Source organism: Marinococcus sp. LNHM3E3-2.2, from assembly GCF_056034385.1.
In genome coordinates this window covers 326,424-340,539 of record NZ_JBQLIC010000001.1, presented here as the reverse complement: position 1 = coordinate 340,539, position 14,116 = coordinate 326,424, and the positions used below count along the sequence as shown (strand labels likewise).

General features: G+C 46.6%; 16 protein-coding genes. 6 read left to right on the top strand and 10 right to left on the bottom strand.

What is annotated here, in order from left to right:
* The first annotated feature begins 142 nt into the window (after positions 1–142).
* Positions 143–955, top strand: a complete 813-nt coding sequence (locus ACTRXF_RS01690) for a hypothetical protein (RefSeq protein ID WP_474277458.1) — start codon at positions 143–145, stop codon at positions 953–955.
* Positions 956–1,036: 81 nt separating this feature from the next.
* Here the strand turns inward: ACTRXF_RS01690 and ACTRXF_RS01685 are convergent, their stop codons facing one another.
* Positions 1,037–2,086 (bottom strand): homocysteine S-methyltransferase family protein, encoded by a 1,050-nt coding sequence (locus ACTRXF_RS01685; RefSeq protein ID WP_474260638.1) that lies wholly within the window; start codon positions 2,084–2,086, stop codon positions 1,037–1,039.
* A 252-nt stretch (positions 2,087–2,338) separates the two neighbouring features.
* Between ACTRXF_RS01685 and ACTRXF_RS01680 the strand changes: the two genes are divergently transcribed.
* Positions 2,339–2,935: a biotin transporter BioY gene (locus ACTRXF_RS01680; protein ID WP_474277456.1), complete on the top strand. Its 597-nt coding sequence runs from the start codon at positions 2,339–2,341 to the stop codon at positions 2,933–2,935.
* A gap of 3 nt (positions 2,936–2,938) precedes the next feature.
* Positions 2,939–3,952, top strand: coding sequence for a biotin synthase BioB (gene bioB / locus ACTRXF_RS01675; protein ID WP_474277453.1), 1,014 nt, complete (start codon positions 2,939–2,941; stop codon positions 3,950–3,952).
* Positions 3,953–4,122: 170 nt separating this feature from the next.
* On the opposite strand, the gene ACTRXF_RS01670 is transcribed toward bioB, so the two are convergent.
* From ACTRXF_RS01670 to gvpJ, 3 genes are all read right to left on the bottom strand, one after another.
* Positions 4,123–4,671, bottom strand: a complete 549-nt coding sequence (locus ACTRXF_RS01670) for a dihydrofolate reductase family protein (RefSeq protein WP_474260635.1) — start codon at positions 4,669–4,671, stop codon at positions 4,123–4,125.
* Positions 4,672–4,831: 160 nt separating this feature from the next.
* Complete coding sequence (locus ACTRXF_RS01665; protein ID WP_474260634.1) at positions 4,832–5,272, bottom strand: universal stress protein; 441 nt, start codon at positions 5,270–5,272, stop codon at positions 4,832–4,834.
* 230 nt (positions 5,273–5,502) lie between these two features.
* Positions 5,503–5,739, bottom strand: coding sequence for a gas vesicle protein GvpJ (gvpJ, locus tag ACTRXF_RS01660; protein ID WP_474260834.1), 237 nt, complete (start codon positions 5,737–5,739; stop codon positions 5,503–5,505).
* Positions 5,740–6,145: 406 nt separating this feature from the next.
* Between gvpJ and ACTRXF_RS01655 the strand changes: the two genes are divergently transcribed.
* Both ACTRXF_RS01655 and ACTRXF_RS01650 read left to right on the top strand, forming a co-directional pair.
* The gene (locus tag ACTRXF_RS01655; RefSeq protein WP_474277451.1) at positions 6,146–7,204 is read left to right on the top strand and encodes an LLM class flavin-dependent oxidoreductase; all 1,059 of its coding nucleotides are present in this window, start codon (positions 6,146–6,148) and stop codon (positions 7,202–7,204) included.
* 12 nt (positions 7,205–7,216) lie between these two features.
* The gene (locus ACTRXF_RS01650) at positions 7,217–7,774 is read left to right on the top strand and encodes an NADPH-dependent FMN reductase (protein ID WP_474260632.1); all 558 of its coding nucleotides are present in this window, start codon (positions 7,217–7,219) and stop codon (positions 7,772–7,774) included.
* A 121-nt stretch (positions 7,775–7,895) separates the two neighbouring features.
* On the opposite strand, the gene ACTRXF_RS01645 is transcribed toward ACTRXF_RS01650, so the two are convergent.
* The 3 genes from ACTRXF_RS01645 to ACTRXF_RS01635 form a co-directional block, all read right to left on the bottom strand.
* Positions 7,896–8,720, bottom strand: coding sequence for an STAS domain-containing protein (locus ACTRXF_RS01645; RefSeq protein ID WP_474260631.1), 825 nt, complete (start codon positions 8,718–8,720; stop codon positions 7,896–7,898).
* Positions 8,721–9,017: 297 nt separating this feature from the next.
* Entirely contained in the window at positions 9,018–10,244 is a 1,227-nt protein-coding gene (locus tag ACTRXF_RS01640; protein ID WP_474260630.1) for an MFS transporter, read from the bottom strand.
* Between the two features lie 80 nt (positions 10,245–10,324).
* On the bottom strand, positions 10,325–10,639 hold the full coding sequence (locus tag ACTRXF_RS01635; RefSeq protein ID WP_474260629.1) for an ArsR/SmtB family transcription factor: 315 nt from the start codon (positions 10,637–10,639) through the stop codon (positions 10,325–10,327).
* A gap of 319 nt (positions 10,640–10,958) precedes the next feature.
* On the opposite strand from ACTRXF_RS01635, the gene ACTRXF_RS01630 reads away from it, so the two are divergent.
* Positions 10,959–11,459: an NUDIX hydrolase gene (locus ACTRXF_RS01630; RefSeq protein ID WP_474260628.1), complete on the top strand. Its 501-nt coding sequence runs from the start codon at positions 10,959–10,961 to the stop codon at positions 11,457–11,459.
* 297 nt (positions 11,460–11,756) lie between these two features.
* Here ACTRXF_RS01630 and ACTRXF_RS01625 read toward each other — a convergent pair whose 3' ends face one another.
* The 3 genes from ACTRXF_RS01625 to ACTRXF_RS01615 all read right to left on the bottom strand — a co-directional run bounded on the left by ACTRXF_RS01625 (position 11,757) and on the right by ACTRXF_RS01615 (position 14,100).
* Positions 11,757–12,155: a hypothetical protein gene (locus ACTRXF_RS01625; protein ID WP_474260627.1), complete on the bottom strand. Its 399-nt coding sequence runs from the start codon at positions 12,153–12,155 to the stop codon at positions 11,757–11,759.
* A gap of 123 nt (positions 12,156–12,278) precedes the next feature.
* A complete protein-coding gene (locus ACTRXF_RS01620) occupies positions 12,279–12,536 on the bottom strand; it encodes a GlsB/YeaQ/YmgE family stress response membrane protein (RefSeq protein ID WP_474260626.1) in 258 nt (85 codons plus the stop codon).
* A gap of 733 nt (positions 12,537–13,269) precedes the next feature.
* Positions 13,270–14,100, bottom strand: coding sequence for an STAS domain-containing protein (locus ACTRXF_RS01615; protein WP_474260625.1), 831 nt, complete (start codon positions 14,098–14,100; stop codon positions 13,270–13,272).
* Positions 14,101–14,116 lie beyond the last annotated feature (16 nt).

Below are 14,116 nucleotides of genomic sequence, written 5' to 3'. Positions count from 1 at the left end.
TATAAGGCAGCAATGGATGGAGACTACAGCCACTCCATAAGCCAGGAAAAGAGCATAATTCTTTTTCTGGCTTTTTATTTGTTTGTGGAAAAAATTTCAATTCAGTCTAGTGCTATTCCCTATTCAGAAAGAAGGGACCCTTTTGGAAAAACTGCGCCTGTTTTTTATTCTGCCAGGAATCCTGCTTATTGCAGTTATGTTTGGCTGTACAAGCAAAGAAGAAACTCCTCAGACCTTAAATGCCCAGGAAACTGCTATTCAGGATGAAGATGATCTGCCGAAGAAGGATGTAGAAGAAGAACCATCTTCCCAGCCGGAGCCGCAAAGGGAAAATATATCCTCCCCTACACCTTCGGAACTGGACGCCGGAAAAATACACCAGGAGCTTCTGATAGACGACAACCTGGTCAAACTGCCTTCAATCTTTCCCGGCCAGCGCATAAGCCAGGTCCAGGGATCAGTGGCCTCCAACAATTCAGCCACCTACAGTGTTCAATACCATACGAGTACCGGAGAGCCTTTGGCACACGTAACAGCTGCCCAGTACATGGGAATCCAGGAAGCTTCCAATGAAATTGAAGCTTTTCGTGAAGGCAAAACCGTCAATCCATCCCGGCCAGGGGTAAAGGAGTTTCGGCACGGATTGCCCGGACATGCGCAGGAAGGCGCAGATCAGTACCATTACAGCGGGCAGCAGGATCAGTGGCTGTTGAGCCTCTCTTCCTCATCTTCGGAAAATCTCAATCAGAAAGCTGTTCTTCTTCAAATATCAGAATATCTCAAGCATCACCCTCTCCCCGCCTCTGCCAGACAGGGGGTTGTCGACATTTATTACGCCCCGGCCAGTGAGGATGTGACTGTGGATATCCGCTGGCAGGAAGGAGAAATGGTCTATGCGGTACGGACCAGTCTTCCGCCGGTGGAAGCCTTAAAGATTACAAATTCCATGAACTAAAAAATACTTCCTTATTTATTCAGACGTTCGTTAAACAAGAAAAGCTCTCCTGCGATTTTAGCAGGAGAGCTTCGTTATTTATTATGCCTTCGACCGGTAGCTCGTATTGTGGTCCTGAAGGGTTTCATCTTGACCGAACAGGAAGTGCTTTTCCATATTCGGGGAGTACTCTGAGCTGATGGTCTGCAGGCCTGCTGCTTCAGCTACTGAACGGAGCATAGCCGGGGAAGCACCGCAGCACAGCCCGATGTAATTCACACCGCCATCTGTCGCTTCCTTCGCCCATTCGGCCAGTTCGTACCGGTTATGGTAGAGCGGCTCGAGCGCAGTAGGAAAGGTTGTTTCAAGAGGTGTATGACAGCTGCATCCAGAATCCGGCAGATTAAAAAAGGTCGGGTGCTCCTCTGTGGTCCGGTAAGGGACCGGAAGACCGGCTATATACCCCTGAACTGATTCCCGGATCTTTTCTAGATACGGCTGCATCGTGTTCGGACCGCGGAAGCAGTTCATGCCAACGACCAAAGCGCCGCTTTCCGATAAAATGCGGCAGGATTCCTCCACTGAGTATCCGTCCCGCAGGATGTTTTCGCCCATTAATCCAAGTGTAATAACGGCTGGGAGACCCTGCTTTTGAATCTCTTCAAGAGCGATCAGCGCTTCCTCGTGATAATAGAAGGTTTCCCCTTTAATGTAGTCGACGCCTTCCTCGCTGCACCAGCCGATCATTTCTGCAAACATCTGGCGGACAGCGGTTTTGGAATCTTCATCATCCGGGTTGAAAATATTGGTATTGGAAATATTGCCCGCCACCAGTGCCTCTTCCTCCGGGTGCTCCTGGGCCACTTCCTTCGCCAGACGGATCGCCTGACGGTTCAGCGGCTCCAAGAGATCCTCTTTTCCGATGATGCGCATTTTCTCCCGGTGGGCGTTATACGTAAACGCCAGTATGACATCCGAACCGGCACGCATGAAATCCCGGTACGTCTGTTTTAAGGCTTCGGGGTTTTCCAGCGCAACCTCCGGCACAAAAGTGCCTGCCTGTAAATATCCCCGACGCTCGAGTTCAAATAAGTATCCTTCTCCGGCGATGACCGGTCCCTGCTCTAAACGCTCCTGTAAGCTTCGCTTCATTCATTCTCCACCCTTTTCTCTTCCTATTGAATAATCCCAACTGCTCTCCCTCTGGCAACCGCTTTTTTTGTATTTTCAGTCATTTATACGAAAACCACGTCCGTATATTCCATAGAGATAAATCTAATATACGCAGTCCGCTTTTTTCATGTCAACCGGATATGAAAAACTTTTTTATTGTTAACCCATTTTAAATTTAAGTTTACAATAAAAGCCAGGTTCTATATACTAGTGGAAAAAAGGAGGAAGTTCATGATTCAGTCACGTGTCCACGGATTCGTCTTAGCTTCGTTATTCGCAGCTTTGATGATGATTGGGGCCAATATTACATCCATCGCCCCCATCCTTGTAATTGGCGGCGTACCGATTACACTTCAAACGACAGTCTGCATTTTAGCCGGCCTACTGCTCGGAAAAAAATATGCCCCGCTAGCCATGACCCTTTATCTGCTCATCGGCCTTGCCGGCATGCCGGTATTTTCCCGATGGTCGGGAGGGCTTGATGCTGTCATTTCCCCGACGTTCGGCTTTTTACTTTCTTATGTTCTCGTGGCTTACGTCACAGGTGCCCTTTCTGGACATAGGCGTTCATTTGCAGCGTTTGGTCTGGCGTCCCTCACAGGCACAGCTGTTAACTATGTGATTGGAACTAACTGGATGTATATGGCGTATGAATGGTGGTTTGCCGCTCCAGGAGGCTTCTCTTACACAACAGTCTGGCTGTGGATGCTCGCACCGATGCCTAAGGATATTCTTTTAGCCGTCGGAGCTGCCTGGTTTGCACTCCGCCTGCTGCGTATTTTGAAAAAAACAGAGCGAGGAACAAATTCAACTAAAGGAGCTGCATAGTTTATGGGAACATTCTGGATTGATCGTGCCAAAGAGATACAAAAAGGAAAAGATTTAACAAAAGAGGAGGCCATGTCGTTTTTAGAGGAGCCTCGTCAACACCTGCTCGAACAGCTCGAAGCAGCCTACCTGCTCCGGTTTCATTACTATCAAAATCAGGTCAAACTAAACATGCTCATTAATACAAAATCCGGCCTGTGTTCGGAAAACTGCGGATACTGCGCCCAGTCTATTGATTCCAAAGCTGTAATTTCCAAATATCGCATGATGCCTTCTGAAGAGATCATCCAGGGAGCGCGGGAAGCGGAAAAGCGTGGAGCCGGTACTTATTGTATTGTAGCCAGCGGTCGGGGCCCTTCGGAAAAAGAGCTGCAGACCGTAGAGGAAGCAGTGGAAAAAATCAAAGCCACGAGCCAGTTAAAGGTATGCGCCTGCCTGGGGATTTTAAAGGAAGGCCAGGGCGATCGGCTGAAAGCAGCAGGCGTCGACCGCTACAACCATAACGTCAATTCTTCGGAGCGATTTCACGATAACATTGTTACCACCCATACATACGACCACCGGATCGAAACGGTGAACGAAGCCAGACAGGCAGGTATCTCTCCCTGTTCAGGGCTAATCGCCGGCATGGGGGAAAGCCATGAGGATATTATCGATGTATTGTTTGCGTTAAAAGATATCGGGGCTGATTCTGTACCAATTAATTTTCTTCATGCGATCGAGGGTACAGCCTTTGAGGATCAGCAGGGGCTTCGGCCGGAGCATTGCCTCCGTATTTTAGCCCTTGCCAGAATGATTCTTCCTTCGAAAGAAATCCGTGTGGCCGGTGGACGCGAAGAAAATTTAAAAAGCATGCAGCCGCTGGCATTGTATGCGGCAAACTCTATTTTTCTCGGCGACTATCTGACTACGCCTGGACAGGCCTGGCGAAAGGATCTTCAAATGATTGAAGAAGCAGGATTCGAAGTCGAAGAAAATGCGTTCAACCAGAGTGCTGAAATGTATTCGGGGGGATAGTATGGCTGCGAGTAGAAAACGACCGCCTTTCTTTATAATTACGAAGGCTTTAAATAAAAATCGGCCGGCATAAGCCGGATACCAGCCGGGACTCGTGCCAACCAATTATTTGCATGAAAATCAAGGAGGTAGCTCGACTCCCCCCGTTTTTACAGGTATTATCTTCTTCCCTATTGCTTGAGGACCTTATACCAGATTTCAACCTGCTGGGCAGTCTCAACGGTCCGCAGTTTTTCCAAATGAATTTCATGCTCCTCCAGATGCTCGAATAACCGCAGACCCCGGCCAAGCAGTACGGGAGCGAACGCGACCTGCAGTTCGTCAGCCAGGTTCGCTTTTAACAGCTGCTGGCCTACGTCTGCCCCGAGTACTACCACATTCTTCTGACCGGCTGCTTCTCTTGCCTGTTGAATCGCGCTTTCAATTCCATCTGTTACGAAGGTGATGGTAAGATTCTCATTTTCCTTTGGATGCTTGGCAGGTGGATGATGGGTCAATACAAACAGCGGTACTTGAAATTCGTAGTCCGCCGCATAGGCGTCAGGGTCTTCGCTTTCATCAAAGCTGTTTCTCCCCATCACTACCGCACCCGTTTTAGCCATCTCAGCCTGAATCACTTCATCAGGCTCAAAGCTGGCATAAAGCTTTTCCATCTTTCCGTACCGGTCATTGACGTACCCATCCAGCGATAAAATCATTCCCAAGCATACTTTTGCCATCTCTGTCCCCCGCTTCTTTTTTCATTGAAGCATCCAAAAGCCGTTTCTATCCCGGGTACATAATACCTGCTTGTTTACCATTGTTTAAATGCCCAAGATCGGCAACGAAGAAGGTGCATCTGACAGGCCGGAGCGCCGGGGCTCCCTTACCCGTAAGCCGTCAGCTGTTTTGCACCACATGCACCTCGCAGTCAGCCTTCCGGCGGATAGCTTGAGAGGTGTGGCCAAATATCAGGCGTTCGAACCACTTACCGCCGCTCTGGCCTATAACAATAAGATCCGCCTGATAGCGTTTGGCTAAATCAGTCGCTAAACGTTTTTTGGGCGTACCTGTTTCCATCACCGTTTCCACCTGCTCAATCCCGTGGGCCCACGCAGCCTCCTGACAAGCTTCAAGATACAGGGAAGCCTTCGTCTGCAGCCGCTCGATTCCCTTGGGGTCCATGCGTTCCAGTGTCGAGTAGCTCTTCTGGTCGAATACGAAAGCGATAATTAACTCAGCTTCGTGCTCGGCCGCCATTTTCTTTGCCTCATCGAACACCGTGTAGGTAGGAATCTCGACAGCATCAATTCCTACTAAAATTCGTTGGTATTTGCTCATATTTTGCCTCCTTACTCTTAAAAGATGATCATGGCCTTCTATATCCCCTGTCCACTAATGAAGAAAGCATCCTTCTTGTTGAACCGCCGGCTCATGCGTCCTGAACCGTTCTTTGCAATTAAGATGGTATTTCACCATTCCCCCATTCCATGCGTTTTTAACCTTGTTTAACAGAAAGCCTCTGCTCTATAAAAAAACGGATTTTCTCTTATTTTAATGAGATATTGCTTTCAGAAGTTTATCGTACATTTACAAAGTAAGGATATTCCTTGAGAGAGGGGCAACTGGAAAATTGTAAGAAAAGCATAACGTGTTTTCGTTTCAGCCTGGCGGCACGTTTCCATCAAGGCAATCAATACCCGCAGATCAACATAAACTAAATCAATGCCGGCAATTGATATCGTTAAATTCCCCCTGCAGCACGACCCCCTTTTAGGATGAAGTCTAAAACGTCCAGCAGGGACAATTCCCGCTTTTGAAGACTAGTACTGGGTCTTGGTCTCACTCCTGCTTATCAGTCCGGAAAAACGAGAAGAGTACCGAAAAATTGATGGCGGGGTTACCGCCTCCAATTAGAGCTTGAATAAGTAGTTAAGAATAACAAAATAATTGCACTTCCCTCTCTTAGTCATTTCAGCGTTAACAAGAATACAAAAAGGCGTACCAATATGGTCCGCATGACGAACAGCCGTCCTAGACGATTTCTTACATCGCCTGGGCGGCTGTTTTATGACTTGGATCGATAGAACAAGAAAATTATCCCTCCCTGGTACCCTTTTTTATACTATGCCACTTTGATGTACGTACTTACTAATATGTCGGGTATTAATTATAATAGCATTAGACAAAATAAAAAAAGGTGGCCTTTACGTTATGGAACAATATCGCATTCATCCGGAGAACGGATTGGAATTTGGCATTTATACCCTGGGAGATCATCTGCCCGATCCGCATACAGGAGAGAGAATATCAGCCCAGGACCGGATTCATGAATTAATCGAATATGCCACGCTTGCTGAACAGGCGGGCCTGGATTTCTTCAGCGTCGGGGAAAGCCATCAGGAATATTTTGCCACGCAGGCCCACGCGGTGGTTCTTTCAGCTATTGCCCAGGCGACAAATAAAATAAAAATTGGCAGCTCTTCCACGATCATCAGCACCTCTGACCCTGTCCGGGTGTACGAAAATTTCGCAACAATTGACCTCATTTCCAAAGGACGCACAGAGCTCGTAGCAGGACGCGCCTCCCGGATCGGATTGTTTGACCTGCTTGGTTATAATGTCCGCGACTATGAGGCGCTGTATGAGGAAAAATTTGATCTGCTCCGCCAGATTAATGAACAGGAAACGATAAACTGGGAGGGGGAATTCCGGGCTTCCTTAAAAAATGCCCAGGTGCTCCCCCGCCCTGTGGAAGGATCGCTTCCCATCTGGCGTGCCGTCGGCGGAACGCCGGCCAGCGCAATGAAAGCGGGCTATGCCGGAGTGCCGATGTTTATGGCTCATTTAGGCGGATCGTCAGACCGTTTTAAACAAACCGTTGATGCCTACAGGGATGCCGCCCGGGCCGGCGGCCATGATCCGGCCCAGCTTCCGGTCGCCACAGCCGGCTTCTTTTACGCAGCCGAAACGACCCAGCAGGCGCTGAAGGACCTGTACCCCCATATTAATGAAGGTATGAAACGCACCAACGGCGGCGGCTTTCCGAAGCAGCTGTTTGCCCAGGGCGCCGAGCCTCATAATATTATGAACACGGGCAGCCCCCAGGAAATTATTGAAAAAATCCTGCACCAGCATGAAGTATTCGGGCATCAGCGCTACATTGCACAGATTGATTTCGGCGGGATGCCGATGGATAAAATCAGAAAAAATATCGAATTGATCGGGGACACCATTCTGCCGGCTGTTAAAAAATATACGGCAAAAAAATAAGGAGCGTACCTAATGAGACTCATTGGCTTATCCGGTTCACAGGTCGGTTCGAAAACAAGAACGGCCATGGACGAAGCAATTAAAAAAGTAAATGCAAAATACCCTGAGATAGAAACAGGAATCATTGATCTGGCGGAATACGACATGCAGTTCAGCGATGGTCGCCATTACCTGGATTACGAAGGAGACACCGGCTATGTCACCCAGCAGCTGATGGAAGCAGATGCTATTATTATCGGCATGCCGATCTTCCAGGCGTCTATTCCGGGAGCGTTAAAAAACGTATTCGATCTGCTTCCAGTCGATGCCTTTCGTGATAAAACAATAAGCATGCTCGTCACTGCCGGATCGCCGAAGCATTATTTAGTTGCCGATTTGCAGCTTAAGCCGATTTTATCCTATATGAAGGCTCAAATCGTTCAGACGTATGTATTCATTGAAGAAAAAGACTTTCACCAGAAAGAAATTATTAATACTGATGTAATGGCCCGGCTGGACCGCCTCGCAGAAGATACCGTGGTACTTTCGCAGACCTTTGAACAAATACGGGAAAATCAATATGACTTTTAACAGACTGTAACGAAAAAAATAAACTAAAACCCGAACCATGGACACGAAAGAAATAGCGTGCATGATTCGGGTTTTTTCTTTATACTTCCATCGGGTTAGACAGTAATTGGCCCAAACACGATCAACTTCTAAACGGCACCATTTGTTCTAGCGCTTTTTTGACATCCCGGTACATCTTAACATCCTTCATTGCCTCCCCGTGTTCGACCGCCGATTGAGCCATTTCCGGACGAATGCCTGTCAGGACAGGACGAACTCCCAGAAGCTGCAGTGTCCTCGTAATCGAAAATAATCGAGGAGCCACCTCATCATCAAGTTTGTGGGTGCCTGAAAAATCAAGAATCAGAATATCAACGCTGTTTTCCGCTACTTCCGGCAGAACGCTCTCAATAATATGATCAGTGCGCTCCTTACTTAAAGACCCTACTATAGGTAATACTGATATGCCTTCTTTTACCGGTACTACGGGGGCTGAAAGCAGTAAAAGCTCTTCTTTCAGCTGTTGGAGGTCTAATTGGTATTGGTTATTAAAATGGGTCGTGGAGTTTTTCATAGCCTGGTCAAAAATGTCACTCATCCGGTGCATGAAGTAAAAAGCGTCTTTCAGGGATCCGACCCCGTATGCTTGAAATGTCTCCTCAATCTCTTCAATGGCATGCAGACGAAATTGTGACAGCAGCATAATAATAGCATCCAGATCATATCCCTGTTCACTTAATACGTTTGCCGGGTCATAATCCAGATTGACCGCTGCCGTCGACTGGTGGTCGTCCAGCTCCTCCTTGATCGTCATGAACAAATTATAAAGCAGATCCTGGTGCAGATCATCTTCCCGGGGGGAGAGCGGGTTTTGGAGTTCTTCGGATGTACGGCTGACAATCCGGTGAACGACGTAATCAAGGTGAGTAAAAAAGTGTTTATATAGTTCTGTATCGATATTAGCCATAAGCATCCCTCTTTTTTCCATTTCTTCTTTTATTATTAACAATATCAAGGTAGATTAAACCTACTCCCTGCTATTACCCTTGATTCGCAAATGATAGCCGAAAAAGACCTTCAAGACATACGGATGGGTTTATATATACATTTATGCATTAACAAAATGATACATTTATATACTAACTTTCACTAACCCGGGCGGTATTTTGCCGTTTCACACTTAAGTAGATCGGAAAAAGCACCCAATTATAAAACCGTTGCCCTCAGGCGCACCAGAGAACAACGGAAATTTGCTTATTTGATTTTATTCAGACGGCACACTTTCTGTGCGGGTCCGTGCTTCTTTTCTATCCAGACCGTAGCTAAGCGTTGCAAGGCCTGCAGCTATCAGGGCGGACAAACCGCCGGCCCATGGAAGAAGCCCAATGCTTCCCGCAGCCACAACGAGCCCCCCTGCCGCAGAGCCCAGAGCGATCCCGACGTTTACCGCAACAGGCGTCAGCGCAGACGCCAGGTCTTTTGCAGAAGGAGAATATAATTCTGCAAGATTCATTAAATATAGCTGGATCGTGGCATTCAGGGCATAAATCATGACTGCGATAAGCATGATGCTGATTAAACCGGCGATGGTCGACGCCATGGTGAAATAAAGCGATAGCAGGATCACACTTTGAACAACGAACACGTACCGAAGCCTCGAGATGCCGTTGCGACTGGCAATTTTTCCTGCCAGCACGTTACTGAGAATCGAAAATGCTCCGTAGCCGAGAAGCACTACACTCACATAGCTGCTTGGGATCAACAGACCATTTTCAATAATGGGCGTGATGTACGTATAAATCGTATACGTGCCGGCGATGCTGAAAATAGGAATGAAGAAAGCCAATAAAATCCGCGGCTGTGTAAAAAGGGCAGCCTGGTCCTTGATCGAGCTTTTTTCATTTTTGATATCCTTCGGAAGGACGCCTAAACTAATAAGAAGCGCCGCCACCCCGAGAAGAGCTGTCACCCAGAAAGTTACGTGCCAGTTCGACAGCTGGCCGATAAATGTACCCAGCGGCACGCCAAGCACGTTGGCGATCGTAAAGCCGGCAAAAATAGAGGCAATTACCGCCGGCTTTTTAGCCGTTGGCATCGTGTCCCCTGCAACTGACATTGCGAGGGCCGTTAATACGCCGCTCACCATCGCTGTCGCAATTCTCGACAGCAGGAGCACGGCATACGTGCCTGCCAAGGCACTGATCACATTGCCGGCGATAAATAACAAAATCAGGATAATCATGATGTTGTATTTAGGAAACCGGCTCAAAAAGGCGGTCAGTACCGGTGTACCAATCGCGTAGGCAATCGCGAACCCGGACACGAGCGTTCCGGCTGTCGCCAGGCGAATGCCCAGGTCGGAGGAAATTTCTGAAAGCAGTCCTACTATAACAAACTCGCTCGTTCCCATCACAAACGTCAGCAGCGTCAGCGTAAACGCCAGTACCTTCTGCTTGCGGCTCAATTGACTTTCTTGTTCGTATGCACTCATTTTTTCTACCTCAATTCTTAATAATTAAATATCTAGATTTTTCGATTTAATGAGCCATAAAAAAACAGAAACCCCGACGGTCAGATTTCTGTTTTTAAGTATTCTGCCAGCTGTTGAAGCGTTTCTTCATTACGCCTGTAATACGTCCACTGGCCGTAGCGCACAGATTCGAGCAGGCCGGCTTTCTGCATCATGTTCAAATAGTGGGACACCGTGGATTGGGACGCCTGTACCTTTTCCTGAATGTCTCCCACGCACACGCCGCCTTCGATGCTTACCTCTTTTGGCAGGTGAGCCTGCTGCTTGGGAAAATGCTTTTCCGGTTCCTTCAACCACCAGAGAATTTTCAGACGGGTCTCATTTGAAAGTGCTTTAAACAGATCTATTGGCTCCATAAACTGCATTGTATATCGATTTAACTCGATATGTCAACCCTTCCTTTTTTTAAGGAGCTATTTGACGAAAATGTATTTTTTATATGTATATCATATTTTCTGTGCTCGAATTTACTTTTCTTTTCCCCTATGATACTTTTTTACAATAAATGGGAAAAGAAAAGAAATTGATCTTTTTCTTTAAAAAGGAGCGAAAATGACGAACACCAGATCACCCGTATCCGTTTTTCGGAGCACGAATTAGCAGACAAGCTGCGGGGCATGTAGAAGCCCCTTCGAAAAACAGATCATCACTTACTAATAAACGGAGGCAGTTATTATGAATGAGGATCAGGCACAGGGCGAGCATGTGATTTCAGATCAGCGGGGCAGAAAATACATTACGTTGGACGAACCGGATGGCGTCGTCGTTCTGGCAAAAAAAGAAGACGCTTTTCTGCTTATCAAACAATACCGTCCGGCAGTCGATGCTGTTGTGGTGCAGCTGCCGGGCGGCGGCGTGGAACCGGGCGAAACACTTGTTCAAGCTGCCCGAAGAGAACTGGCTGAAGAAACAGGATACACGTGTGGACCTCTAAATTATTTAGGAACGATGCTTCCGGCCTCCTGGCGGAGTAATGACCGTACCCACGTTTTCTTTACCGATGACCTGAAGGCCCATCAGGAGCAGCAGCTCGAAGACCATGAAAACATTCAGGTTTATTTTCTCCCTATTACCGAATGCATACATAAAGTCAAAAACAATACGCTTTCTGACGGAGAGTTAAGCTTTGCCCTTTTTCAGGCTCATCTCCATGGCTATTCGCCCGTCTTTAACTAGCGATGCCAACGCGTTCATGCGTATAGAAACCAGAGCTTTTAAGTGAGTTTAGCAGTCTCCATTATGTATTTAAACATTTAAGCGATTCAACAATTGGCTGGTCGGACAAATCGTTATATGATAAGTTTATCTTCATTCATTTTGAGGATTAAAAAGGAGACGAGGAGCATGAATCAAAGGCTGATTAAAACAGAAGGCTTTATGTTTGCCGCCCTGGGTACTATTAGGAAGAGCCGGGCATGGATGCTTTTGCATCACGCCCGGCTCCTTTTTTTATAAATAGAACAGAAACGATCATTAAACTACGTGCCGAAACTCGTTCAAATATTTTTCGAAAACGTCTTTACTCAATTCCTGATGGAAACGGGTGCTTATTAGTGCTGCTTGTCCTTCCGGCACTTCCAGCACATCAAAACGCTCCTTGTTTTTGCCTTCTTTCTCATCGGAGACCAGCACTTCAATCATTGGATTATCGGCATGCTTTTGAAACAGCAGCTCCACCGGCCCTACACCAATCACCGATCCACCCTCTTCATCTCCCGTCATTCGAACGTTGGCACCAACTTTTGTCTGAATTTGCTTTTGCATTCCGCTTACCAGCTCAGCAATAAACGCAGCCCCTTCGTTAACAATCGTTTGTTCATCTGTAGAACCGTATTTTTCCGCTACTTTGTCTGTGAATGTATCTATTTTCATAAATTTTCTCCTTTCGGGCAGCTCCCCCTGCATTTTTCAAAACTGCTTTATTTGTTTTTCAACAAAAGAAGGAAGCTGCCTGTATTAAAGACAGCTTTCTTCCGGTCGTGCTGCTTCTTTTCTTTATTTCTTCTTCTTGATGGCCCGAAAAATAAAGCTTACGAGCAATACGAGAATAACGGCACCAATAAGGGCAGGGATAATGGCAAATCCGCCAAGAGTCGGCCCCCAGCTGCCGAGAAGCGCGGTGCCTAAACTCGCGCCGATAAAACCGGCGATAATGTTACCAATAATACCAAATGGCACGTCGCGGCCGGTAAGTGCGCCTGCAGCCCAGCCAATCAAACCGCCGATAATCAAACTCCAAATAAACGATAGCATGCTATTCATCTCCTTAAGGATGGTTGTATTTTCTTTTAACTTTCATTTTCTTCTGTTTCCTACATCTGGCTTCTTCAAACGTTACTCTCCGCTTTTGCTAACGGCCTTTGTACTTATGTTCGAGTAGTTCGTTCCAAACGAGTTCTTTAGTGCACCGAAACAAGAAGAAACCACCAGGTCACTGTTCTCACTGGTGGTACCCGGTGAATTTACATATCTATTTCTGTTACTGGCTTTTCGTTTTGGTCTTCTGTCCTGGATTCACTACCAAAAGCGCCGCAAACACGCCATACAAAATTACTGCTGCTATTTCCATGTTTATATTTCCTCTCTTTCTTTAAACTCATAATTTTCCTTCACGCTTACTTAACCAGGTTGTATTCCTTACATAAGTCTTCCACCATTTCTTTTCGCGGAACGCCTATTTTCAACTGTGTTTTGATAATAAAAAACCAGAAAAAGGATTTCGCTCCTTTTCCTGGCTCATGTACTGGCTTTTGTATCCATTCATTTCCGCCGATTATTTATTTTTAACGCTATGAAAGCTTTTATGGTTTTAACGTTATAATGCATATTTACCCGCCTAATTTACAGGTAAAACATGCCGATCTTTCCACAACTCATAATTATTTGATCAGCCCGTTAAGTTTTCTTTTTTCTTCCTGCTCAGGAACCAGCGCTAATGGGTCACTCGTTTTCCCGTAATGAAGCAGAATTTCACACAAGGGCAGGTTTAACCCTTCCTTACAAAATATTCATTAACGGCCCTTTGTAGCGTGCCCAGTGTTCTGATACGGGGATTACCCGTTTCCTGAAATAAAGCGGGATCCATCGCCAGTTTTCTGGGCACCCCCGTGAGTACGGCTTCACTTCCCATCAAAGAGACCCCTTCAATGATTCTTATAAAGTCTTTTAATTCCTCTTTCTCCATCCACTCTGCGCCGGACAAATCAATGATTAAAACCTGAATTTTCTGCTCCGCCACCTTCATCAATACATTTTCCTCCAGCAGCTCCAGACGCCGCCTGTCGATAGGCCCAATTAATGGCAGTACACAGATCGAGCGCCCGAGCGGGATGACCGGCGTCGAAAGATAGTCGACTAATTGCTCCTGATTTTTTATAAGGGTTTCTTTGTAGTTTGAATAGCTTTTCAAAAACGTATGTAAAAAAGCGTCGATTTGGTTATTTATTTTTCGTTCCCACTGAAAAAAACCGTTGAATCTTTTTTCCTCGGCACGTGCCTGATAGGCTTCGATTAACAGCCAGATCGTCCGGCGCAGCGCATGTACCCATTCCAGCCTGAAGGATAACTCAATATCCTGCGACGCCCAGACGATGCCCTCCTGTTCAGCGAATGCTTTCAGCTCCTCTTCTTTTTCATCAAACGCCAGGGAAACAAATTGGTGGGCGTTCGCCACCAAATCAATATTGCCCCGCTGCAGTATATCCCGGACTTCTTTTTTTACCGTAGCGGCTTCTTCAATCAGCATTTGTTCGAATAATTGAGCATTTTGGGTGTAGAAATTCTTTAACGTCATTGAATCGTTAAATGAATACGTCATGGTATCCTCCTCCCTG

What these genes read in the sequence shown, in the direction of transcription:
- ACTRXF_RS01685 (WP_474260638.1), bottom strand. Translation starts at nt 2,086, where the DNA reads ATGAAGCGAAGCTTACAGGAGCGTTTAGAGCAGGGACCGGTCATCGCC.
- ACTRXF_RS01680 (WP_474277456.1), top strand. Translation starts at nt 2,339, where the DNA reads ATGATTCAGTCACGTGTCCACGGATTCGTCTTAGCTTCGTTATTCGCA.
- bioB (WP_474277453.1), top strand. Translation starts at nt 2,939, where the DNA reads ATGGGAACATTCTGGATTGATCGTGCCAAAGAGATACAAAAAGGAAAA.
- ACTRXF_RS01670 (WP_474260635.1), bottom strand. Translation starts at nt 4,671, where the DNA reads ATGGCAAAAGTATGCTTGGGAATGATTTTATCGCTGGATGGGTACGTC.
- ACTRXF_RS01665 (WP_474260634.1), bottom strand. Translation starts at nt 5,272, where the DNA reads ATGAGCAAATACCAACGAATTTTAGTAGGAATTGATGCTGTCGAGATT.
- ACTRXF_RS01655 (WP_474277451.1), top strand. Translation starts at nt 6,146, where the DNA reads ATGGAACAATATCGCATTCATCCGGAGAACGGATTGGAATTTGGCATT.
- ACTRXF_RS01650 (WP_474260632.1), top strand. Translation starts at nt 7,217, where the DNA reads ATGAGACTCATTGGCTTATCCGGTTCACAGGTCGGTTCGAAAACAAGA.
- ACTRXF_RS01645 (WP_474260631.1), bottom strand. Translation starts at nt 8,720, where the DNA reads ATGGCTAATATCGATACAGAACTATATAAACACTTTTTTACTCACCTT.
- ACTRXF_RS01640 (WP_474260630.1), bottom strand. Translation starts at nt 10,244, where the DNA reads ATGAGTGCATACGAACAAGAAAGTCAATTGAGCCGCAAGCAGAAGGTA.
- ACTRXF_RS01635 (WP_474260629.1), bottom strand. Translation starts at nt 10,639, where the DNA reads ATGGAGCCAATAGATCTGTTTAAAGCACTTTCAAATGAGACCCGTCTG.
- ACTRXF_RS01630 (WP_474260628.1), top strand. Translation starts at nt 10,959, where the DNA reads ATGAATGAGGATCAGGCACAGGGCGAGCATGTGATTTCAGATCAGCGG.
- ACTRXF_RS01625 (WP_474260627.1), bottom strand. Translation starts at nt 12,155, where the DNA reads ATGAAAATAGATACATTCACAGACAAAGTAGCGGAAAAATACGGTTCT.
- ACTRXF_RS01620 (WP_474260626.1), bottom strand. Translation starts at nt 12,536, where the DNA reads ATGCTATCGTTTATTTGGAGTTTGATTATCGGCGGTTTGATTGGCTGG.
- ACTRXF_RS01615 (WP_474260625.1), bottom strand. Translation starts at nt 14,100, where the DNA reads ATGACGTATTCATTTAACGATTCAATGACGTTAAAGAATTTCTACACC.